Here is a 21,038-nt window from a genome sequence, read left to right as displayed (position 1 = left end):
CTAAGGAGGAGCACTTTTTTTATGTCGATTGAAGTTGGCAGCAAGTTACAAGGGAAAGTTACGGGCATTACAAATTTTGGAGCTTTTGTGGAGTTGCCAGGCGGTTCAACTGGTCTCGTTCATATCAGTGAGGTAGCCGATAACTATGTAAAAGATATTAATGAGCATTTAAAAGTCGGTGAACAAGTTGAAGTGAAAGTGATTAACGTTGAAAAAGACGGTAAAATCGGCTTGTCCATTAAAAAAGCAAAAGATCGTCCTCAACAACAACAATCAAGACCGAGCAGAAATGATTTCCGTCCGAAGGAATCGTTTGAGCAAAAAATGAACAAATTCTTAAAAGATAGCGAAGATCGCTTAACATCTTTAAAACGTAACACGGAATCAAAACGTGGGGGGCGCGGAGCAAGAAGAGGTTAACTTGTTGCTGCTTTCTATATATTTTTCACAACAAAGCATCTGCTGTTTAGCGGGTGCTTTTTTTAAATACAAATTCAACGTTTTTTGTGCATTTGCCATTTAATTTAAAACTTTCTATTGACGGACAAGCGAATCCTTTGTATTATAGTTCTTGTGCTTCTTAGCGCATTTTACATTATGGCGGTGTAGCTCAGCTGGCTAGAGCGTACGGTTCATACCCGTGAGGTCGGGGGTTCGATCCCCTCCGCCGCTATCCTTTTAAAAAGAACGATAAGCAAGGCCCGTTGGTCAAGCGGTTAAGACACCGCCCTTTCACGGCGGTAACACGGGTTCGAATCCCGTACGGGTCATCTTCAAAACAGCTTTCTATAGGAAAGCTGTTTTTTTGTGCTTTCGTAAAATTCTGATGAAAGACATCGACTTTCAAGAAAGTATGCCTTTTTGGCAAATAAAGCGTCGAACGTTTTATGGAAACGACAACTTCTTTTGACAAAATTTCTTTTTCACCTTCGCTATAATGACAAGCAACGAATATCAGGTGGGGGATGAAAAGATGGAAAAACTAGAAAGAAGAACTGATTTAACGGGAGCGGGGTTTGAAAGAATCAGTGCAGGGTTAAAAAAGATGAAAAACCTGTTTCTTCATCATACGCATTCTCTTTTTTTCTATAAAGGGTTTATTTATGTTGTTCTGGGCTTTTTATTGGGACGAGCCTTTATCTTATCTGAAATTATGCCGTTTGCATTGCCTTTCTTTGGGTCCATGCTGCTCATTAAAAGGGATAAAGCGATGCTTGCTTGTCTTGCTTTACTCGCTGGAGCGATGACGATATCACCTCAAAATGCATTATTCGTATTTGCGTCATTGATCGTGTTCCTTCTCATGTCAAAGGTCGTTTCATTCATCATCAAAGACCCGGTGAAAACATTACCGGTTGTAATTGTGCTCTCAATGCTGATAACCAGGGGAGCTTTTGTATACCTCGAGCAGGGTGCGGTTCAAAGCTATGACTATGTGATGGCAGGGGTTGAAGCTGGACTTGCCTTCATTTTGACACTGATTTTTCTTCAAAGTTTGCCGATTTTTACAGTCAGGAAAATCAAACACTCCTTAAAGGTTGAAGAAATTATTTGCTTTATGATATTAATCGCTTCAGTTTTAACAGGTCTGGCTGGGATCACATTTCAAGGAATGCAGGCAGAGCATATTTTGTCACGATATGTAGTGCTGAGCTTTGCCTTTATTGGAGGAGCGAGTATTGGTTGTACAGTGGGTGTTGTAACTGGATTAATTCTTGGTCTCGCCAACATCGGCAACCTTTATCAGATGAGTCTGCTTGCCTTTTCGGGCTTATTAGGCGGATTACTAAAAGAGGGGAAAAAAGCAGGAGCCGCCATAGGCTTGATTGTGGGTTCTTTACTAATCTCCCTCTACGGTGAAGGGTCAGCAGGGCTAATGACAACGCTATATGAATCACTCATCGCAGTTGCACTGTTTTTGCTCACGCCACAGTCAGTAACGTCCAAGGTGGCAAAATATATTCCTGGTACGGTAGAGCATGTACAGGAACAGCAGCAATATGCCAGAAAAGTACGAGACGTGACAGCAAAAAAGGTAGATCAATTCTCTAATGTATTTCATGCGCTGTCTGAGAGTTTTGCGACATTTTACGAATCCATTCCTGAGGAAAAGAAGCAGGAAGAGGATGTAGATCTTTTTTTAAGTACGATCACAGAACGTTCCTGTCAAACGTGCTATAAGAAAAATAAATGCTGGGTGCAGAACTTTGATACAACCTATGAACTCATGAAACAAGTTATGCATGAATCTGATGAAAAAACGTACGAGCATAACCGGAAGTTGAAAAAGAAATTCAGTCAGCACTGCTCAAAATCAAAGCATGTAGAAGAATTGATTGAAGAGGAGATAGCTTACTATAAAGCAAATCAGACCTTAAAGAAAAAGGTCCAAGACAGCAGGCGCCTTGTGGCCGAACAACTTATGGGTGTCTCACAAGTCATGGAGGATTTTTCCCGGGAAATAAAACGAGAAAGAGAGCAGCATTTTATTCAGGAAGAGCAGATGATAGAAGCACTTCAGAACTTTGGAATTGAAATTCAGCAAGTTGAAATTTATAGCTTAGAACAGGGAAATGTTGATATAGAGATGAGAATTCCCTATTGCCAAGGTCATGGGGAATGCGAAAAAATCATCGCTCCAATGCTCTCGGATATTTTAGAAGAACAAGTTTTAGTCAAAGCAGAGCAGTGTGCGGAGCATCCAACAGGTTATTGTCATGTTGTATTCGGTTCTGCAAAATCGTATCGAGTGTCTACAGGTGTAGCACATGCAGCGAAAGGTGGAGGATTAGTATCTGGAGACAGCTACAGCATGATGGAGCTGGGTGCAGGTAAATATGCCGCAGCTATTAGTGATGGGATGGGAAATGGAGCAAGAGCCCATTTTGAAAGCAATGAAACGATCAAGCTGTTAGAAAAAATCTTGGCGTCTGGTATTGATGAAAAAGTAGCGATTAAAACGATTAATAGCATTTTATCTTTACGGACAACAGATGAAGTCTATTCCACATTAGACTTATCCATCATTGATTTACAGGATGCGAGCTGTAAGTTCCTCAAGATTGGCTCCACCCCAAGTTTTATTAAACGTGGTGATCAAGTGATGAAGGTACAGGCCAGCAACTTGCCTATTGGCATTATTGATGAATTTGAAGTAGAAGTGGTGAGTGAACAGATGAAGGCAGGAGATCTCCTTATCATGATGAGCGACGGTATCTTTGAAGGACCAAAGCATATCGAAAATCATGATTTGTGGGTCAAACGAAAAATGAAGAGCTTTAAAACAGAAGATCCGCAAGAGATTGCTGATTTATTAATGGAGGAGGTCATTCGCACAAGAGCAGGTCAAATCGATGACGATATGACGGTTGTCGTCATTAGGATCGACCACAATACACCAAAATGGGCATCCATTCCGACAGGTACATTCTATCTTCAGAAACAAGAGATTTCTTGAAATATCGTATAATATGAATTTCTTCTGGCGATGATGGGGATATAAGCATTCAGTTACAATCCCAGGAGGAATGAAGATGCGAAAAGGTCACGTAAACCAAATTTTACTGATTACAGATGGCTGCTCAAATCATGGGGAAGACCCACTTGCGATTGCCGCTTTGGCAAAGGAGCAAGGGATCACAGTCAATGTCATTGGCATTATGGAAGAGAACAGACACGATCATGAAGCGATGAAAGAAGTAGAGGGGATTGCTCTAGCAGGCGGAGGCATTCATCAGGTTGTCTACGTTCAGCAATTGTCTCAAACCGTACAAATGGTTACAAAAAAGGCGATGACGCAAACGTTACAAGGTGTTGTGAATAAAGAATTGCAGCAAATTCTTGGCAAAGATACTGAAATTGAAGAACTTCCCCCAGATAAGCGTGGAGAAGTGATGGAGGTTGTGGACGAGCTCGGTGAGACGGTTCATCTTCAAGTGCTTGTGCTTGTGGATACGAGTGCAAGTATGAAACCGAAGCTGCCAACGGTCAAAGAAGCACTCATCGATCTCTCTATTAGTCTAAATTCGAGAATTGGTGAAAATCAGTTTGGGATGTGTGTATTTCCCGGGAAAAACTCAGATGCAGAAATTGTGTTGAACTGGACGCCTCGGTTCGATTCGTTATCATCGATTTTCCCGAAGCTGACAACAGGAGGAATTACACCGACAGGACCAGCAATTCGAGAAGCACTCCAGCATTTCAAATCAGTTCGTTCACGAAAAGGGCTGCTTGAAGCGAAGGAAGAACATGATGAATTCGGCTTCTAACATCCCATTAGGTACAATGATAAAGGGAAAGTGGCATCACCAACATTACCGCATTGTAAAAGAGCTGGGAAAAGGGGCGAACGGTGTGGTTTATCTGGCCGAATCGCCAAAGGGACAAGTGGCCCTTAAAGTGAGTGATGACAGTATGCTCATTGCATCTGAAGTCAATGTATTAAAATCCTTTTCAAAGGCTCCTGTGAAAACCATGGGGCCTTCTTTTTATGATATGGATGATGCTCTTTATCCTGGAATGTCAGAGAAACGGTCGTTTTATGTCATGGAGTATGTCAGAGGGCCATTGCTGCTTGAATTTGTGAAACAAAAAGGCGATGAATGGATCGTCGTTCTCATGATTCAACTGTTGTCTAACCTTGCTCACTTACATAAGGAAGGCTGGATCTTCGGTGACTTGAAGCCTGATAATCTCATCGTTTCAGGCCCCCCAGCTACGATTCGATGTATTGATGTTGGAGGAACAACGAAGGCGGGAAGGGCGATTAAGGAATACACCGAGTTTTTTGACCGCGGCTACTGGGGCTTCGGTACAAGAAAAGCAGAACCTTCTTATGATTTATTTGCTTTAAGTATGGTCATGGTGAACTGTGCCTATAAAAAAGAATTTAAAAAAGGGGCAGAACCAGAAAAGCAGCTTTATCGAGCGATTGAAGGACATCCTTTATTAAAGCGATATGAGAGGGTGTTAAAAGCGGCTCTCCAAGGCAAATATCAATCAGCGTCAGACATGAAAAGCGCGATGCTGAAAGAAGGACAATTGCTTGCTTCAAGAAAATCACGACAGAAGAAGCCATCACAGCAAAATAGGCAAAAGCCAGCTGTTCCCCAACATCAACAGGCCGCACCTTCACGATCAAGAGTTGCTGCTGCGAAAAGAACATCAGTACGCAAAAAATCAGGCGGGCTTTTTGAAACCATTCTCATCTTATGCAGTGTGCTCGCTCTTTACTGTGCGTATGTGGTTTTATTCCTATTATAGAGCTGTAAAAAAGCAGGCTTCTTCTTTGCTTGGAGCTAATGAAAGTGATAGGATATGTATATCTTTAAATTACCTGCTCTTTGTGAGGAGGAAGTTGTGAATAGAATTGAATCTTTTTTGAAAAAACATGATGTTTTCCTTGAAAATACGACAGTCATTGTCGGGGTTTCTGGCGGACCAGATTCTATGCTCTTGCTGCATGAACTAAACAAACGTCGAAAAGGTTCCTTTCAGCTGATTGCAGCCCATGTAGATCACATGTTCAGAGGAGAAGAATCCTTTGCTGATTTGGCATTTGTTGAAGCGTATTGTAAAGAGCATGAGATCCTTTTTGAATCGGCTCGTATACAGGTCACCCAATATGCAAAAGAAAACCGCTTAAACAAACAGGCAGCTGCAAGAGAGTGCAGATATGCTTTCTTTCGTCAATTGATGGAACAGTACAACGCTCAATTTATAGCGCTTGCACATCATGGAGACGATCAAGTAGAAACAATGGTGATGAGGCTGACAAGGGGAACTGTTGGAATAGGACTCGCAGGTATGCAAGCAAAGCGCCCTTTTCAAGAAGGGTGGCTGATTCGTCCGCTGATTGGATATTCTAAGGATGATGTACTCACTGCTTGCGAAAAAGAACAAGTTCCTTATGTCATTGATCAAAGCAATCACACCGATGACTACTTGAGAAACCGGATCAGAAGACACGTTCTTCCCGTGTTAAAAGAAGAGGCACCTCATGTGCATGAAAGCTTTCAGTTTGTAAGTGACATGCTGACTGAGGATGAGCAGTACTTGCAGGCATTAACAAAGGATCAAATGCATCAAGTCATTACGAATCAAACGCCTAAGCAAATTGAGATCAAAACGAAGCCTTTGCTTGACCTGCCTTTGCCTTTACAAAGAAGAGGCATTCAACTAATATTAAACTATCTTTATGAAAACACTCAATCAGCGTTTTCAAACCAGCATATTCTAGGGACTTTGGACTGGTTATCTCATACTGATCAACCGTCTGGATCATTAGATTTGCCAAAAGGTTTACAAGCTGTCAAATCTTATGATCACTGTATGTTTACCTTTGAACGATCGCTTGTCATAGATCAGTCATATACTCATCATTTAAAAGGTGAGCTTGGCGAGGAACTTTTTCTCCCGAATGGACAGTCTATCTTGGTATCAAATCATGTTCCGAAGGATGCACGGAACGGAAACCATTTTTTCTTGCTTCAAAAAGATCATGTTCGTCTTCCTTTGATCATTCGCTCACGAAAAAACGGTGATCGAATCAAACTAAAAGGGATGAATGGATCAAAAAAGGTGAAAGATATATTTATTGATAAAAAAGTGCCTCTTGCAGAAAGAGACAGCTGGCCGATCGTCACTGACTCGGATCATCAAATCATCTGGATCCCAGGTCTGAAAAAATCCGTTTTTGAAGAAATTGATATGACAAACAGCGATCTCATTGTATTACAATATAGACAGCACGAAAATTTGTAGGGGGCAAGCAAAAGCATGAAACAAGATATTGAAAAGATTTTGATCTCAGAAGAAGAGATCCAGCTAAAAGTGAAGGAACTGGGTGCAACATTAACCAGCGATTATGATGGTAAATTTCCCCTGGCTATTGGTGTTTTGAAAGGGGCTCTTCCATTCATGGCAGACCTGATCAAACACATTGATACATATTTAGAGCTTGATTTTATGGATGTATCTAGCTACGGAAAGTCTACCGTATCTTCTGGAGAAGTGAAGATCATCAAAGATCTAGATACTTCTGTTGAAGGAAGAGATATTCTAATTATGGAAGATATCATCGACAGTGGGTTAACTTTGAGTTATCTGGTAGAGCTTTTCCGATACCGTAAAGCAAACTCCATTAAAATTGTGACATTGCTTGATAAACCAAGCGGCCGCAAAGCAGACATCAAAGCAGATTATGTTGGGTTTGAAGTACCAGATGCATTTGTTGTTGGCTATGGATTGGATTTTGCCGAACGTTACCGAAACCTCCCGTATATTGGAGTGTTAAAACCATCTGTTTACGAAGGCTAATGAGCACACGTTTACATGAGGTTATTGGTTGTGTTGGAATGATTTTCTATGATACTATTGAACATAGTTGTGCTTACTGTGGGAGGAGGTAAGGAATGAATCGGGTTTTTCGTAATACGATTTTTTATATACTTATTTTATTACTTGTGATAGGGGTTGTCAGTTGGTTAGGATCCCCTAATCAAAAGCCTGAGAACATGTCTTACAGCAAATTTTCGCAAAATTTAAGTGCGGGAAAAGTGGAGAGTATCTCCATCCAGCCTGTAAGAGGGGTTTATGAAATTCGTGGTCAATTAGATGGCGCGAAGAAAGATGAATACTTCATTACCCACGTTCCAGACGGTCAAGGAGTTGACCAAATTTACAGTGCACTGAAGAATACAGATGTAAAAGTAGAACCAGCACCTGAAACAAATGGATGGCTGCAAGTTCTGACAACCATCATTCCATTCATCATCATCTTTATCCTGTTCTTTTTCTTATTGAACCAAGCTCAAGGCGGTGGAAGCCGTGTCATGAACTTTGGTAAGAGTAAGGCGAAGCTTTACACAGAAGAGAAGAAACGTGTGAAATTTAAAGATGTTGCCGGTGCGGATGAAGAAAAACAAGAGCTCGTAGAAGTGGTTGAATTCTTAAAAGATCCACGTAAATTTGCGGAGCTTGGCGCAAGAATCCCTAAAGGGGTTTTACTAGTAGGACCTCCAGGTACAGGTAAAACATTGCTTGCGAGAGCATCTGCAGGAGAAGCAGGCGTTCCTTTCTTCAGCATCAGTGGTTCTGACTTCGTCGAGATGTTCGTCGGTGTCGGTGCATCACGTGTACGTGATTTGTTTGAAAATGCGAAAAAGAATGCACCTTGCTTAATCTTTATTGATGAGATTGATGCAGTGGGTCGTCAGCGTGGAGCAGGTCTTGGCGGTGGTCATGATGAGCGTGAACAAACGCTTAACCAGCTTCTTGTTGAAATGGATGGTTTTAGTGCCAACGAAGGGATTATTATCATTGCTGCAACGAACCGTGCAGATATCCTAGATCCTGCATTGCTGCGTCCGGGACGTTTTGACCGTCAAATTACGGTTGACCGCCCAGATGTCATTGGCCGTGAAGAAGTACTGAAGGTTCATGCGAAAAACAAACCGCTTGATGATACAGTCAACCTGAAAGCCATTGCAAGCAGAACACCAGGTTTCTCAGGGGCAGATCTTGAGAACTTACTAAACGAAGCAGCACTTGTTGCTGCCCGTCAAAACAAAAAGAAAATTGATATGCGTGATATCGACGAAGCAACTGACCGTGTCATTGCTGGACCGGCTAAGAAAAGCCGTGTCATTTCTAAGAAAGAACGCAATATCGTGGCGTACCACGAAGCAGGTCATACCGTCATTGGACTTGTCCTTGACGAAGCTGACATGGTGCATAAAGTAACGATCGTTCCTCGTGGTCAGGCAGGCGGATATGCGGTCATGCTTCCAAGAGAAGACCGTTATTTCCAAACGAAGCCAGAGCTTCTTGATAAAATCGTCGGCTTGCTCGGCGGTCGTGTTGCAGAGGAAATTACGTTTGGTGAAGTAAGTACAGGCGCTCACAACGACTTCCAGCGTGCAACAGGCATTGCAAGAAGAATGGTCACAGAGTTCGGTATGTCTGATAAACTTGGTCCTCTACAATTCGGTCAAGCACAAGGAGGTCAAGTATTCCTTGGCCGTGATTTCAACAACGAGCCGAATTATAGTGAAGCGATCGCTTATGAAATTGACCAAGAAGTTCAGCGCTTCATCAAAGAAAGCTACGAACGTGCGAAACAAATTCTCACTGAGAATAAAGATAAGCTAGAAATCATCGCACAAGCTCTTCTAGAAGTGGAAACATTAGATGCTGAACAAATTAAATCTCTTTACGATACTGGAAAGCTTCCAGAGCGTGTATACGCAGATGACGAAGAGAAAAACGATGATGTGAAAGTGAACATCAAGAAAAAAGAAGAAGACGAGGAGATTTAATCTCCTTCTATAAAAAGCTGTCGGGCTCACCGGCAGCTTTTTTTATTTCGATTCATGAATGGATCGGTTTCGAATTGTTTACAAATGGAACTCAATTCGTGTATGGTATGATAGAAAGTCGAAAAATGCTCTTTTTGAGACACTATTCAAAGTGGTGATGAAGTTGTTACTCGTGATAGATGTAGGAAACACAAATACCGTTTTAGGTGTTTATCATAATGGCGATTTGAACTACCATTGGCGGATTGAAACAAGCCGTCATAAAACAGAAGATGAATTTGGTATGGCAATCCGATCCTTATTTGACTATGTAGGGCTGATGTTTGACCAGATAGAAGGGATTATCATTTCTTCTGTTGTCCCGCCAATGATGTTTGCTCTGGAAAGAATGTGCGAAAAGTATTTTCACATTACTCCTCAAATCGTTGGGCCTGGCATGAAGACTGGATTAAACATTATGTGTGACAATCCAAAGGAAGTCGGCGCTGATCGAATTGTGAACGCAGTGGCGGCCATTCACCTGTATGGGGCACCTCTCATTGTGGTAGACTTTGGAACAGCCACAACCTACTGCTATATCAATGAACAAAAACAATACATGGGTGGCGCAATTGCACCGGGTATTACCATCTCAACAGAGGCTTTATATACAAGAGCGGCTAAGCTGCCAAGGATTGAAATTGTTCGTCCGGATCATATCGTAGGGAAAAACACGATTAGTGCGATGCAATCAGGTATCCTGTATGGATATGTTGGTCAAGTCGAGGGAATAGTGAAACGGATGAAGCAGCAAGCCAAACAAACACCGAAAGTCATTGCAACAGGCGGTTTGTCTACATTGATTGGAAATGAATCAGACTGTATTGATATTGTCGATCCGTTCCTCACATTAAAAGGACTCCAATTAATTTATGAACGCAATCGTGTCGGTGTATTATAGGAGGGTTTAATCAAAATGGATTATTTAGTTAAAGCGTTAGCATATGACGGGAAAGTCCGTGCGTATGCTGCGAACACAACAGATACAATCAACGAAGCGCAGAGAAGACACCATACGTGGCCAACTGCTTCAGCTGCAATCGGCAGAACCATGACAGCGACTGTCATGATGGGAGCCATGCTGAAAGGCGAGAATAAATTAACTGTCAAAATTGAAGGCGGTGGGCCGATCGGAGCCATCATTGCGGATGGAAACGCAAAAGGTCAGGTGCGCGGATATGTCTCAAACCCACAAGTTCACTTTGATTTAAATGAACATGGGAAGCTTGACGTTAGACGTGCTGTTGGAACATCTGGAACGTTAAGTGTTGTCAAAGATATCGGACTGAAAGACCACTTTACAGGGCAAACAGAAATTGTCTCAGGTGAAATTGGAGATGACTTTACTTATTACCTCGTCTCCTCTGAACAAGTGCCATCCTCTGTAGGTGTGGGTGTTCTTGTCAATCCAGATAACTCGATCCTTGCAGCAGGCGGTTTCATCATTCAATTGCTGCCTGGAACAGAAGATGCAGTCATCGAAAGACTCGAAAAGAGATTATCAACCATTGAACCAATCTCTAAACTGATTGAAAAAGGGATGACTCCTGAAGAAATTTTAGAAGAAGTGCTCGGTGAAAAACCTCAAATTTTAGAAACTGTACCTGTCGAATTTTCTTGTAACTGCTCAAAAGAACGGTTTGCCAACGGTATTATCAGCCTAGGGAAAGCCGAAATTGAGGATATGATTGAACAAGACGGACAAGCAGAAGCTCAATGCCATTTTTGTAACGAAACGTATGTATTTACAAAAGAAGAGCTAGAAGAGCTACGTGAAGAAATAACCCGCTAAGCTCTAAGCAGCGGGTTTTCTTTTTAGAATGGAAAGGAGACGAAAGATGAGACTGAAAGCAAGAGTGGTATGGACATTTATCCTCGTTCTGCTCATGATTAATGCCGTTGTCATTGCATATGTATTAACAAAGTCACAAATGTCGCAGGCTTCTTCAAATGGGAAGAGCGGTGAAGAAATTGCTTCTATTGGGAAAGAGAAAGTCACACGTCAAGAATGGTTAAAGAAAATGGAAGACCGCTACGGAAAGGCAACACTTGAACAAATGATCAATCAGAAGGTAGTCAATCAGCTTGCGAAAGAAAACAAGCTGGAGGTATCTTCAAAAGAGATCAATCGTGAGCTGCTGATGCTGAAAGCGGTATCTAATAATTTCTACGAAGACGGTCATACAAGTGAAAAGGAATGGAAAGAGCAGATTCGTTATCAAATTTTATTAGAACAGCTTCTAACGAGAGATGCGGTCGTTTCTGAAAAAGAAGCCAAATCCTTTTATGAAAAAAACAAAGACTTGTATCAATATGATGACTCATACCGAATTCGCCACATTGTTGTGAAAACAAAAGACGAGGCACAAAGTGTATTAAAAGATTTAAAGGGCGGATCTAGTTTCGAAGCTGTAGCAGCTGAACGATCCACCGATCGATATACCTCTCCTTACGGCGGAGATCTTGGATTTGTCACAGAAGAGCAAGAAAGCATTCCAGCCCTATACATACAAGAAGCCCAAAAGCTTCAGCCAGATGAATGGACGAAAGAGCCGATCGAGATCAAAAACGGTTATGCCATCATACAATTAAAAGAAAAATTAAATGGCCGCTCCTTCTCTTATGAAGAAGTCAAAGATCAGATCAAAAGGCAGATCGCCATGGAAGATCTGGGTGAAAAGGCGAATGTCAAAACCCTGTGGAAAGAAGCAAAAGTCACATGGTTTTACGATGGAGAGCAGGACTAAAAGCATTGACAAAATTTTTCGAAATTGATAATTTAATATTAATACAATAAAATTACTCGGAGATAGAGGTGTTAGTGATGGCTCGTATTGCAAATTCAGTTTTTGAACTAATAGGAAATACACCAGTCGTTAAATTAAACCGTTTAGTAGATGAAGACAGTGCGGATGTCTACTTGAAACTTGAATATATGAACCCAGGCAGCAGTGTAAAAGATCGTATTGCGTTAGCGATGATCGAAGATGCTGAAGCAAAAGGTACATTAAAAGCTGGTGACACACTCATTGAGCCAACAAGCGGAAACACAGGAATCGGTCTTGCGATGGTCGCGGCTGCAAAAGGAATCAATGCGATTTTAGTTATGCCGGATACAATGAGTCAGGAGCGCCGCAACCTTTTACGCGCTTACGGTGCAGAACTTGTCTTAACACCGGGTGCAGAAGGAATGAAAGGTGCCATCAAAAAAGCAGAAGAATTAGCAGAAGAGCACGGATACTTCATGCCTCAGCAGTTCAGCAATGAAGCCAACGCTGAGATTCACCGCCGCACAACAGGGAAAGAGATTCTTGAACAGTTTGACGGCGACCTTGATGCATTTATTGCAGGAGTTGGTACGGGTGGTACGATTACAGGTGCTGGTGAAGTCCTGAAAGAAGCCATTCCATTTATTCAGCTTTATGCGGTAGAACCAACAGATTCTCCTGTACTATCAGGCGGGAAACCAGGTCCGCATAAAATTCAAGGCATCGGAGCAGGCTTTGTTCCATCTATCTTGAACACAGAAGTATATGACGGCATTATCCAAGTGAAAAACGAAGATGCATTTGAACTTGCAAGAAAGGCAGCGAAAGAAGAAGGAATCCTTGGTGGTATATCTTCAGGAGCAGCCATTTATGCAGCGCTTCAAACAGCGAAGAAGCTTGGTAAAGGGAAAAAAGTTCTAGCGATTATTCCAAGTAACGGTGAACGTTACCTTAGTACGCCGCTTTATCAATTTGATTAAACAATACACCCCAGCATTTGCTGGGGTTTTTTCATGAATTCTGAAGATGGAAAGCAAATACTATTTTCTAATTAAAATGGATTGCATTACAATAAGATTAATGAAAATGAAAAAGGATGATAACATGACACAACGTAGGCCGATGGGCATCAAAATTCCTTTTACGAAAGATGCATTCTTGAAACGATACGAACAATTAACGGCTCATGAATCACATCACGTCCTTCTTGAAAGTGCACGTGGCGGAGAATACAGTATTGCCGGCATTCATCCGATCGCTAAAGCGAAAGGGAAGGACGGGATGACCACCATCCATTATCAGAATGAGGTGTTGTTCAAAGAGGGAGATCCTTTTAGGGCATTTGCTGATTGGTTTCAAACCCTACAAACCGAAACGAACGACGAATACCCTGACTTCCAAGGTGGAGCGATTGGATTTTTAAGCTATGATTACGCAAGATATATCGAGCATTTTAAAATGCTGTCCATCGATGATTTGAAGACGCCTGATTTGTATTTCCTCGTATTCAATGATGTCGCTGTCTTTGATCATAATAAAGACGTCCTCTGGCTGATGACTCATACAGAAGGAGACGAACCTGTCAGTGAAGTTCATCAAAGACTCGAAGAATTAAAGCAAAGCTGGACAAGCACATCAGAAGAGTCAGCACATTCATCTGTCAACGTGTCTTCTTCGGAATGTGTACCTGCTGCACCTTTTACTGAAGAAGCTTTCGGGGAAGCTGTAGAAACGATTAAACAATATATCGCGAACGGTGATGTGTTCCAAGTGAACCTATCCATTAGACAAGATGAACAGCTTCATACCCACCCATATCATTTATACAAAACATTACGTCACGTGAATCCATCTCCATATATGTCATATCTGCACACGCCAGATTTCCAAATTGTCTGTGGATCTCCAGAGCTGCTTATTAAGAAAAAAGGCATTCAGCTCGAAACAAGACCGATCGCTGGCACAAGATCAAGAGGCAAGGATGATGTGGAAGATCAAGCGCTGGCAAAAGAACTCATTGAAGATGAAAAAGAACGCGCAGAACATGTGATGCTCGTTGATCTTGAGCGGAATGATCTTGGACGAGTGTCTACTTATGGCTCAGTCAAGGTGAACGAGTTTATGGCCATTGAGAAATATTCACACGTGATGCACATTGTATCAAATGTCCAAGGGGAGCTGCGTGATGATTGTGATGCGGTAGATGTCATGAGAGCTGTATTCCCAGGCGGCACGATTACAGGTGCGCCAAAAGTGAGAACAATGGAAATCATAGAAGAACTTGAGCCAACAAGGCGTGGGCTTTATACTGGATCTATAGGCTGGTTTGGATTCAATCAAGATATGCATTTTAATATCGTCATTCGTACGGCTTATTGTACAGGGGGCAGAGCCTTCATGCAGTCAGGTGCAGGCATTGTCATCGATTCTGTACCAAAGCACGAATACAAAGAATCGATTAAAAAAGCCTATGCAGTGAAAAAAGCATTACAGTTGAGCAAAGAAGAGACTATTTTGAGTTAGAGGTGAGCAGAGTATGATATTAATGATTGATAATTACGATTCATTTACGTACAACCTGGTCCAGTATTTAGGTGAGCTTGGGGAAGAACTGATTGTAAAACGAAACGATCAAGTCACTATTCAAGAAATCGAAGAGCTCAAGCCAGACTTTCTGATGATTTCTCCAGGACCTTGCAGTCCGGATGAAGCAGGAATTAGTATGGAAGCGATCAAACATTTTGCTGGGAGGATTCCGATCTTCGGTGTCTGTTTAGGTCATCAATCCATTGCACAAGTATTTGGTGGAGATGTCATTCGTGCGGAGCGGTTAATGCATGGGAAAACATCAGAGATTGAACATGACGGCAAAGGTGTCTTCACGGGACTCCAAAATCCACTCGTCGCCACGAGATATCATTCATTAATTGTTAAAGACGAGACGCTGCCGGAGTGCTTTGTCAGAACAGCGAGAACAAAGGAAGGCGAACTCATGGCCATTCGCCATAAAGAACTTCCGATTGAAAGTGTTCAATTCCATCCAGAATCGATTATGACGTCCTTCGGTAAAGAAATGCTCAGAAATTTCATTGAAACCTATCGTAAAAAGGGGAATGAAGTAAACGCATGATCATTTACCTGAACGGTCAGTATATAGAGGAGAAAGACGCGACTCTTTCTCCTTTTGATCATGGTTTTCTATATGGCATCGGTGTATTCGAAACATTTACCTCTCTAGCAGGACAAGTCTTCTTGTTAGACTGGCATCTTGAAAGGCTCAATCAATCATTGCGTGACCTTTGCATCGAATCCACAATAGAGAAACCATTTGTACTCGACATCATTCATACATTATTCAATCAAAACCAAATAACGGGCGGTCATGCGAGGATCCGCTTCAATGTTTCTGCGGGCAGAGGCAATGGATTTTCTGCAGATCCTTATGAGGAGCCTATTGTTTTTGTGATGATCTCCCCATTCCGGCCCGAATCAATAGTAGATGAAAAACAGGGAATCATTCTTGATACAAGAAGAAACACACCGGAAGGTCCAAGACGGCTCAAGTCGCATCATTACATGAACAACCTGCTGGCGAAAAGAGAAGTAGGGAACGATCCGTCTGTAGAAGGGATCTTTTTAACAAAAGAAGACGATGTGGCAGAAGGAATTACATCAAATCTATTTTGGCGAAAAAAGGATGTGATCTATACACCTTCACTTGATACTGGCATTTTAAACGGGGTTACCCGTCGATATTGTATCGAAACGCTGCAAGCTTCGGGGATCCCACTAATAGAAGGAAGATATCCACTCTCACACTTGCTCTCAGCTGATGAGGCGTGGATGACCAATTCGGTTCAGGGAATTGTGCCTTTTAAAAATATCGGAGACACCGTCCTGCAAAACCACAACCGAACGATTTCGACCAAGCTGAGAACAGAATATACAAAAGCACGTCTAGAACATAAAGAGTAGGTGGACACAATGACACAACAATTGATAAAACAGCCTAAAATCATACAAGCCAAGCACCATACCCTTAGTTATGAAGAAAAGACATTGGTCATGGGCATTTTAAATGTCACACCGGACTCTTTTTCAGATGGAGGAAAATTCAATCAAATGGATAAAGCGCTGGCTCATGCAGCGCAGCTCATAGAAGATGGGGCGCATATTATTGATATTGGCGGTGAATCGACTCGGCCGGGGGCGGCACTTGTCTCAGAGCAAGAGGAGCTTTCAAGGGTCATTCCTGTCATTGAGAAGATCACAAAAGAATTGGACATACCTATTTCTATTGATACGTATAAAGCCCCTGTCGCAGATGAGGCAGTGAAAGCAGGAGCCTCAATCATTAATGATGTATGGGGGGCGAAAGCTGATCCTCAAATGGCGCATGTGGCAGCGAAGCACAACGTGCCAATCATCTTAATGCACAATCGACCAGAGCGGAATTACACCCATCTGATTTCAGATATGATTGCAGATCTGAAAGAAAGTGTTCAAATTGTAAAACAAGCGGGTGTCCGTGATGACATGATCATCTTAGACCCTGGTGTAGGATTTGCGAAAAATAAAACTGACAACCTCATGGTCATGAATGAACTTGAACATTTTTGCCACCTTGGGTATCCGCTGCTGCTAGCAACATCCCGCAAACGATTCATCGGTGCAGTTTTAGATCTGCCGCCTGAAGAACGTACTGAAGGAACGGGTGCGACGGTCTGTCTTGGGATTCAAAAGGGCAGCGCGATGGTCCGAGTGCACGATGTAAAAGAAATCGCAAGAATGGCAAAAATGATGGATGCCATGCTGAATAAAGGAGGCGCTTATCATCGATAAAATATATGTAAACGGAATGGAATTTTACGGCTATCACGGTGTATTTGCAGAAGAGAATAAACTAGGCCAGCGCTTTCGTGTGGACCTAACAGCTTCACTTGATTTAAGTAAGGCAGGACAAACGGATGACCTAAATGAGACCATCAACTATGCTGAGCTCTACAACATCTGCAAAAATATTGTAGAAGGGGATCCGGTGAACCTCGTTGAAACGCTGACAGAAAGAATTGCAAACCAAGTGTTAAAGGACTTTCCGACAGTTCAAGAATGTACAGTAAAAGTAATCAAACCAGATCCGCCAATTCCAGGACACTATCAGTCCGTTGCTATTGAAATGACGAGATCACGCACATGAACAATACAGCATATATCGCTTTAGGCTCAAACATAGGAAAAAAGGAAACCTACTTAAAAGAAGCTGTCAAAAAACTTCACGAACATCCAGGTGTTCAAGTTGAATCCATTTCATCTATATATGAGACAACACCTGTAGGTTACGAGAATCAGGATGACTTCTTGAACATGGCTGTGAAGATTTCCACCTCGCTTCGTCCTGAAGAACTTCTATCACTGACTCAGGACATTGAGCAGGAGTTGGGCAGAACAAGAGAAGTGAGATGGGGTCCACGGACAGCTGACCTTGACATTTTACTTTATAATCGTGAAAATATTGAAACAGAACAACTTGTAGTGCCGCATCCTAGAATGTACGAACGTTTATTCGTTCTTGTTCCGATGAGTGAGATTTGCCCAGAAATCGGCGAAGCCCAGATAAACGCCGTAACAGACCAAGAAGGTGTAAGCATATGGAAAAAGACATGTGGGGTAGAAGAATTCGTGCATACCGAAAGCTAAAAGGGTATACTCAGGAAGGGTTCGCCAAAAGACTGGGCATCTCTGTCTCTGTCTTAGGGGAAATTGAGCGAGGCAATCGATTACCAACAAACCAAATGGTTGGTCAAATAGCAGATGCTTTAAATATAACGGTGGAAGAACTTTCACCAATTCTTGAAGAAGAAAGGAGGGGACATGATGTTTAAAATCGGAGATATCGAAATTAAAAACAAAGTAGTGCTCGCACCAATGGCTGGTGTGTGTAACTCTGCTTTCAGACTCACGGTGAAAGAGTTTGGAGCGGGCTTAGTCTGCGCTGAAATGGTCAGTGACAAAGCGATCTTGATTAATAATGCCAGAACGATGGGCATGCTGTACATTGATGAACGTGAAAAACCGTTGAGCCTTCAGATATTTGGGGGAGAAAAGGATACGCTCGTAGAAGCGGCCAAGTTTGTAGACCAGAATACAACGGCGGACATTATTGATATTAATATGGGATGTCCTGTACCAAAGATCACGAAATGTGACGCAGGAGCGAAATGGCTGCTGGATCCTAACAAGATTTACGAAATGGTATCTGCAGTCGTAGAAGCTGTAGATAAACCTGTTACTGTGAAAATGAGAATGGGCTGGGACGAAGACCATATCTTCGCTATCGACAATGCCCGTGCTGTTGAACGAGCAGGTGGACAAGCGGTTGCGCTTCACGGACGGACACGTGTGCAGATGTACGAAGGAACAGCGAATTGGGATATTATAAAAGAGGTCAAACAATCTGTTTCCATTCCAGTCATCGGCAATGGAGATGTCAAAACCCCTCAGGATGCAAAACGTATGCTTGATGAAACGGGTGCAGATGCTGTCATGATCGGAAGAGCCGCACTAGGAAACCCGTGGATGATTTACCGGACGGTTCATTATTTAGAAACGGGTGAACTAAAAGAAGAGCCTAATGTGCGTGAGAAAATGTCTGTGTGCAAACTTCACTTAGACAGACTCATAGACCTGAAAGGCGAGCATGTGGCTGTCAGAGAAATGAGAAAACATGCAGCATGGTACTTAAAAGGTGTCCGAGGCAATGCAGATGTAAGAAATCAAATCAATCAAAGTGAAACGAGAGCGGAGCTTGTAAAAGTTCTAGATGACTTTACGATCGAAGCCGAGGCAAAAGAGCTTCAAAGAATAAAAGTAGGATAAGACTATCTTTCTTTTTGTAGCTCACTGCTAGTGCACGTACTGGCAGTTTTTCTGCTTTTCTCTGCAAAATACATTATTGGAGTGATATAAATGAGTAATGAAGGGCTTAATAACGAAGAATTAAATGATCAATTCCAAGTAAGACGTGACAAAATGAATAAAATGAGAGAAGAGGGTATCGATCCATTCGGTGAACGATATGACCGTTCTCATCAATCTGCACAAATTATTGCTGAATATGACGAGTTTTCAAAAGAAGACTTAGAAGAAAAAGCAGCTCAAGTAACAATTGCTGGCCGTATGATGACAAAGCGTGGAAAAGGGAAAGCTGGCTTTGCACACATCCAAGACTTAGAAGGACAAATTCAAATCTATGTACGTAAAGATAGTGTAGGAGAAGAAGCTTACGAATTATTTAAAAGCTCGGACCTAGGCGATATTATCGGTGTGACGGGAACAGTATTTAAAACGAATGTAGGAGAACTTTCAATTAAAGCGACTAGCTTTGAGGTTCTGACAAAAGCACTTCGCCCGCTCCCTGATAAATATCACGGACTAAAAGATGTAGAACAACGCTATCGTCAGCGTTACCTTGACTTGATTGTCAATCCAGAAAGTAAGCAGACGTTCATCATGCGAAGCAAAATCATTCAATCAATGAGAAGATACTTAGATTCAAAAGGATACCTAGAAGTTGAAACACCAACAATGCATAGCATCCCTGGTGGTGCATCAGCGCGTCCTTTCATTACTCATCACAATGCACTTGATATGCCGCTTTATATGCGTATTGCGATCGAGCTGCATTTAAAACGTCTGATTGTCGGTGGTCTAGAGAAAGTATATGAGATTGGCCGTGTATTCCGTAATGAAGGTGTATCGACTCGTCACAACCCAGAATTCACTATGATCGAGCTGTATGAAGCATACGCAGACTACAAAGACATCATGAATCTGACAGAAAACCTGATTGCTCATATTGCCCAAGAGGTGCTAGGGACAACAACCATTCAATATGGAGAAGATGAAATTGATCTCAAACCTGAATGGAAGAGACTTCATATGGTTGAAGCGGTCAAAGAAGCAACAGGTGTAGACTTCTGGCAGGAGATGTCTGTTGAAGAAGCAAAACAGCATGCGGCTGATCATGGTGTTGAAATCACGAAAAATATGACAGTAGGTCATATTATCAATGAGTTCTTCGAGCAAAAAGTAGAAGAAACACTGGTTCAGCCTACTTTTATTTACGGGCACCCAGTTGAGATTTCTCCATTAGCTAAGAAAAATCCTGAAGACCCGCGCTTCACGGACCGCTTTGAGCTATTCATCGTGCGCCGCGAGCATGCAAATGCATTCACCGAGCTGAATGATCCAATCGACCAAAGAGAACGTTTTGAAGCTCAATTAAAAGAACGTGAAGAAGGAAATGACGAAGCGCATCTCATGGATGACGATTTTGTTGAAGCTTTAGAATATGGCATGCCGCCAACAGGTGGACTAGGAATCGGTATCGACCGATTAATCATGCTGCTAACAAATTCTCCATCAATCAGAGATGTACTGCTTTTCCCGCAAATGAGAAACCGTTAATACATCAACAAAAGCGCCATTTGATCTGTGGCGCTTTTTATTTTTCATAAAATGAAACTTTTTTCAAAAAAACTATTGCAAGAAAAGAATCCAGATGGTATATTATTATTCGTTGCCGCAAAACAGCAACGAGGTTGAAAAAAGAAAATGAAAAAAGTTCTTGACTTCAACCAAAGCAAAATGTTAAGATGTTAAAGTCGCTTACGAGCGATAACGAAGATGATCTTTGAAAACTAAACAAGACAAAACGTACCTGTTAATTCGAGTTTTTATAAAAAATCCTATGATACATCATAGGTAGTCAGTCAAACTGGCGAAAAGCAAAACTTCGGTTTTGTACTTTTTCGGAGAGTTTGATCCTGGCTCAGGACGAACGCTGGCGGCGTGCCTAATACATGCAAGTCGAGCGGACAGAAGGGAGCTTGCTCCCGGATGTTAGCGGCGGACG

General features: G+C 42.0%; 19 protein-coding genes, 2 tRNA genes, 1 rRNA gene and 1 pseudogene. All 23 read left to right on the top strand.

The window, feature by feature from the left end:
- The first annotated feature begins 21 nt into the window (after window positions 1–21).
- Entirely contained in the window at window positions 22–420 is a 399-nt protein-coding gene (locus tag FBF75_RS19010) for a S1 domain-containing RNA-binding protein (protein ID WP_003217901.1), read from the top strand.
- A 179-nt stretch (window positions 421–599) separates the two neighbouring features.
- Window positions 600–673, top strand: a tRNA-Met gene (locus FBF75_RS19005).
- Between the two features lie 25 nt (window positions 674–698).
- A tRNA-Glu gene (locus FBF75_RS19000) sits at window positions 699–770 on the top strand.
- A 203-nt stretch (window positions 771–973) separates the two neighbouring features.
- On the top strand, window positions 974–3,457 hold the full coding sequence (gene spoIIE / locus FBF75_RS18995) for a stage II sporulation protein E (RefSeq protein WP_136945072.1): 2,484 nt from the start codon (window positions 974–976) through the stop codon (window positions 3,455–3,457).
- A 76-nt stretch (window positions 3,458–3,533) separates the two neighbouring features.
- Window positions 3,534–4,268 (top strand): vWA domain-containing protein, encoded by a 735-nt coding sequence (locus tag FBF75_RS18990; protein ID WP_008341829.1) that lies wholly within the window; start codon window positions 3,534–3,536, stop codon window positions 4,266–4,268.
- Window positions 4,252–5,262, top strand: coding sequence for a protein kinase domain-containing protein (locus FBF75_RS18985; RefSeq protein ID WP_080628715.1), 1,011 nt, complete (start codon window positions 4,252–4,254; stop codon window positions 5,260–5,262). Before FBF75_RS18990 ends, FBF75_RS18985 begins: the two co-directional genes overlap by 17 nt.
- Before the next feature lie 96 nt (window positions 5,263–5,358).
- A pseudogene (gene tilS, locus FBF75_RS18980) lies at window positions 5,359–6,781 on the top strand (tRNA lysidine(34) synthetase TilS).
- Complete coding sequence (gene hpt, locus FBF75_RS18975; protein ID WP_007496175.1) at window positions 6,778–7,317, top strand: hypoxanthine phosphoribosyltransferase; 540 nt, start codon at window positions 6,778–6,780, stop codon at window positions 7,315–7,317. The pseudogene tilS and the gene hpt overlap by 4 nt, the downstream one beginning before the upstream one ends.
- Window positions 7,318–7,412: 95 nt before the next feature.
- Complete coding sequence (ftsH, locus tag FBF75_RS18970; protein WP_007496173.1) at window positions 7,413–9,317, top strand: ATP-dependent zinc metalloprotease FtsH; 1,905 nt, start codon at window positions 7,413–7,415, stop codon at window positions 9,315–9,317.
- Between the two features lie 163 nt (window positions 9,318–9,480).
- Window positions 9,481–10,257, top strand: coding sequence for a type III pantothenate kinase (locus FBF75_RS18965; RefSeq protein ID WP_008341820.1), 777 nt, complete (start codon window positions 9,481–9,483; stop codon window positions 10,255–10,257).
- Window positions 10,258–10,272: 15 nt separating this feature from the next.
- The gene (hslO, locus tag FBF75_RS18960) at window positions 10,273–11,148 is read left to right on the top strand and encodes an Hsp33 family molecular chaperone HslO (protein ID WP_007496169.1); all 876 of its coding nucleotides are present in this window, start codon (window positions 10,273–10,275) and stop codon (window positions 11,146–11,148) included.
- A 52-nt stretch (window positions 11,149–11,200) separates the two neighbouring features.
- A complete protein-coding gene (locus FBF75_RS18955; protein ID WP_025206605.1) occupies window positions 11,201–12,103 on the top strand; it encodes a peptidyl-prolyl cis-trans isomerase in 903 nt (300 codons plus the stop codon).
- 77 nt (window positions 12,104–12,180) lie between these two features.
- The gene (gene cysK / locus FBF75_RS18950; protein ID WP_136945071.1) at window positions 12,181–13,104 is read left to right on the top strand and encodes a cysteine synthase A; all 924 of its coding nucleotides are present in this window, start codon (window positions 12,181–12,183) and stop codon (window positions 13,102–13,104) included.
- Window positions 13,105–13,228: 124 nt separating this feature from the next.
- Window positions 13,229–14,647: an anthranilate synthase component I family protein gene (locus FBF75_RS18945; RefSeq protein WP_025206606.1), complete on the top strand. Its 1,419-nt coding sequence runs from the start codon at window positions 13,229–13,231 to the stop codon at window positions 14,645–14,647.
- Window positions 14,648–14,660: 13 nt separating this feature from the next.
- Window positions 14,661–15,254, top strand: coding sequence for an aminodeoxychorismate/anthranilate synthase component II (gene pabA, locus FBF75_RS18940; RefSeq protein WP_025206607.1), 594 nt, complete (start codon window positions 14,661–14,663; stop codon window positions 15,252–15,254).
- Window positions 15,251–16,099 carry an aminodeoxychorismate lyase gene (gene pabC / locus FBF75_RS18935; RefSeq protein ID WP_136945070.1) on the top strand — a complete coding sequence of 283 codons (849 nt, stop codon included), beginning with the start codon at window positions 15,251–15,253 and terminating at the stop codon, window positions 16,097–16,099. The genes pabA and pabC overlap by 4 nt, the downstream gene beginning before the upstream one ends.
- Before the next feature lie 9 nt (window positions 16,100–16,108).
- Entirely contained in the window at window positions 16,109–16,966 is an 858-nt protein-coding gene (gene folP, locus FBF75_RS18930) for a dihydropteroate synthase (RefSeq protein WP_008341807.1), read from the top strand.
- Entirely contained in the window at window positions 16,959–17,321 is a 363-nt protein-coding gene (gene folB, locus FBF75_RS18925; protein WP_025206609.1) for a dihydroneopterin aldolase, read from the top strand. Before folP ends, folB begins: the two co-directional genes overlap by 8 nt.
- Entirely contained in the window at window positions 17,318–17,821 is a 504-nt protein-coding gene (gene folK / locus FBF75_RS18920) for a 2-amino-4-hydroxy-6-hydroxymethyldihydropteridine diphosphokinase (protein WP_025206610.1), read from the top strand. The genes folB and folK overlap by 4 nt, the downstream gene beginning before the upstream one ends.
- Window positions 17,773–18,006 (top strand): helix-turn-helix domain-containing protein, encoded by a 234-nt coding sequence (locus FBF75_RS18915; protein ID WP_008341798.1) that lies wholly within the window; start codon window positions 17,773–17,775, stop codon window positions 18,004–18,006. The genes folK and FBF75_RS18915 overlap by 49 nt, the downstream gene beginning before the upstream one ends.
- Window positions 17,999–19,000: a tRNA dihydrouridine synthase DusB gene (gene dusB / locus FBF75_RS18910; RefSeq protein WP_008341796.1), complete on the top strand. Its 1,002-nt coding sequence runs from the start codon at window positions 17,999–18,001 to the stop codon at window positions 18,998–19,000. Before FBF75_RS18915 ends, dusB begins: the two co-directional genes overlap by 8 nt.
- A gap of 90 nt (window positions 19,001–19,090) precedes the next feature.
- Window positions 19,091–20,590 (top strand): lysine--tRNA ligase, encoded by a 1,500-nt coding sequence (gene lysS, locus FBF75_RS18905; RefSeq protein ID WP_025206611.1) that lies wholly within the window; start codon window positions 19,091–19,093, stop codon window positions 20,588–20,590.
- A 341-nt stretch (window positions 20,591–20,931) separates the two neighbouring features.
- Window positions 20,932–21,038: ribosomal RNA gene (locus FBF75_RS18900) — 16S ribosomal RNA — on the top strand; the annotation flags it as partial.

It is taken from the genome of Bacillus sp. S2(2019), from assembly GCF_005144805.1.
GTDB classification, from domain to species: Bacteria; Bacillota; Bacilli; order Bacillales; family Bacillaceae; genus Bacillus; species Bacillus altitudinis.
The sequence above is the reverse complement of the archived record's forward strand: the minus strand, read 5'-3'. Positions and strand labels throughout refer to the sequence as shown.

Bases quoted from the DNA above. Each gene is read 5' to 3' on its own strand.
- FBF75_RS19010 (WP_003217901.1), top strand. From the start codon at position 22: ATGTCGATTGAAGTTGGCAGCAAGTTACAAGGGAAAGTTACGGGCATT.
- spoIIE (WP_136945072.1), top strand. From the start codon at position 974: ATGGAAAAACTAGAAAGAAGAACTGATTTAACGGGAGCGGGGTTTGAA.
- FBF75_RS18990 (WP_008341829.1), top strand. From the start codon at position 3,534: ATGCGAAAAGGTCACGTAAACCAAATTTTACTGATTACAGATGGCTGC.
- FBF75_RS18985 (WP_080628715.1), top strand. From the start codon at position 4,252: ATGAATTCGGCTTCTAACATCCCATTAGGTACAATGATAAAGGGAAAG.
- hpt (WP_007496175.1), top strand. From the start codon at position 6,778: ATGAAACAAGATATTGAAAAGATTTTGATCTCAGAAGAAGAGATCCAG.
- ftsH (WP_007496173.1), top strand. From the start codon at position 7,413: ATGAATCGGGTTTTTCGTAATACGATTTTTTATATACTTATTTTATTA.
- hslO (WP_007496169.1), top strand. From the start codon at position 10,273: ATGGATTATTTAGTTAAAGCGTTAGCATATGACGGGAAAGTCCGTGCG.
- cysK (WP_136945071.1), top strand. From the start codon at position 12,181: ATGGCTCGTATTGCAAATTCAGTTTTTGAACTAATAGGAAATACACCA.
- FBF75_RS18945 (WP_025206606.1), top strand. From the start codon at position 13,229: ATGACACAACGTAGGCCGATGGGCATCAAAATTCCTTTTACGAAAGAT.
- pabA (WP_025206607.1), top strand. From the start codon at position 14,661: ATGATATTAATGATTGATAATTACGATTCATTTACGTACAACCTGGTC.
- pabC (WP_136945070.1), top strand. From the start codon at position 15,251: ATGATCATTTACCTGAACGGTCAGTATATAGAGGAGAAAGACGCGACT.
- folP (WP_008341807.1), top strand. From the start codon at position 16,109: ATGACACAACAATTGATAAAACAGCCTAAAATCATACAAGCCAAGCAC.
- folK (WP_025206610.1), top strand. From the start codon at position 17,318: ATGAACAATACAGCATATATCGCTTTAGGCTCAAACATAGGAAAAAAG.
- FBF75_RS18915 (WP_008341798.1), top strand. From the start codon at position 17,773: ATGGAAAAAGACATGTGGGGTAGAAGAATTCGTGCATACCGAAAGCTA.
- dusB (WP_008341796.1), top strand. From the start codon at position 17,999: ATGTTTAAAATCGGAGATATCGAAATTAAAAACAAAGTAGTGCTCGCA.
- lysS (WP_025206611.1), top strand. From the start codon at position 19,091: ATGAGTAATGAAGGGCTTAATAACGAAGAATTAAATGATCAATTCCAA.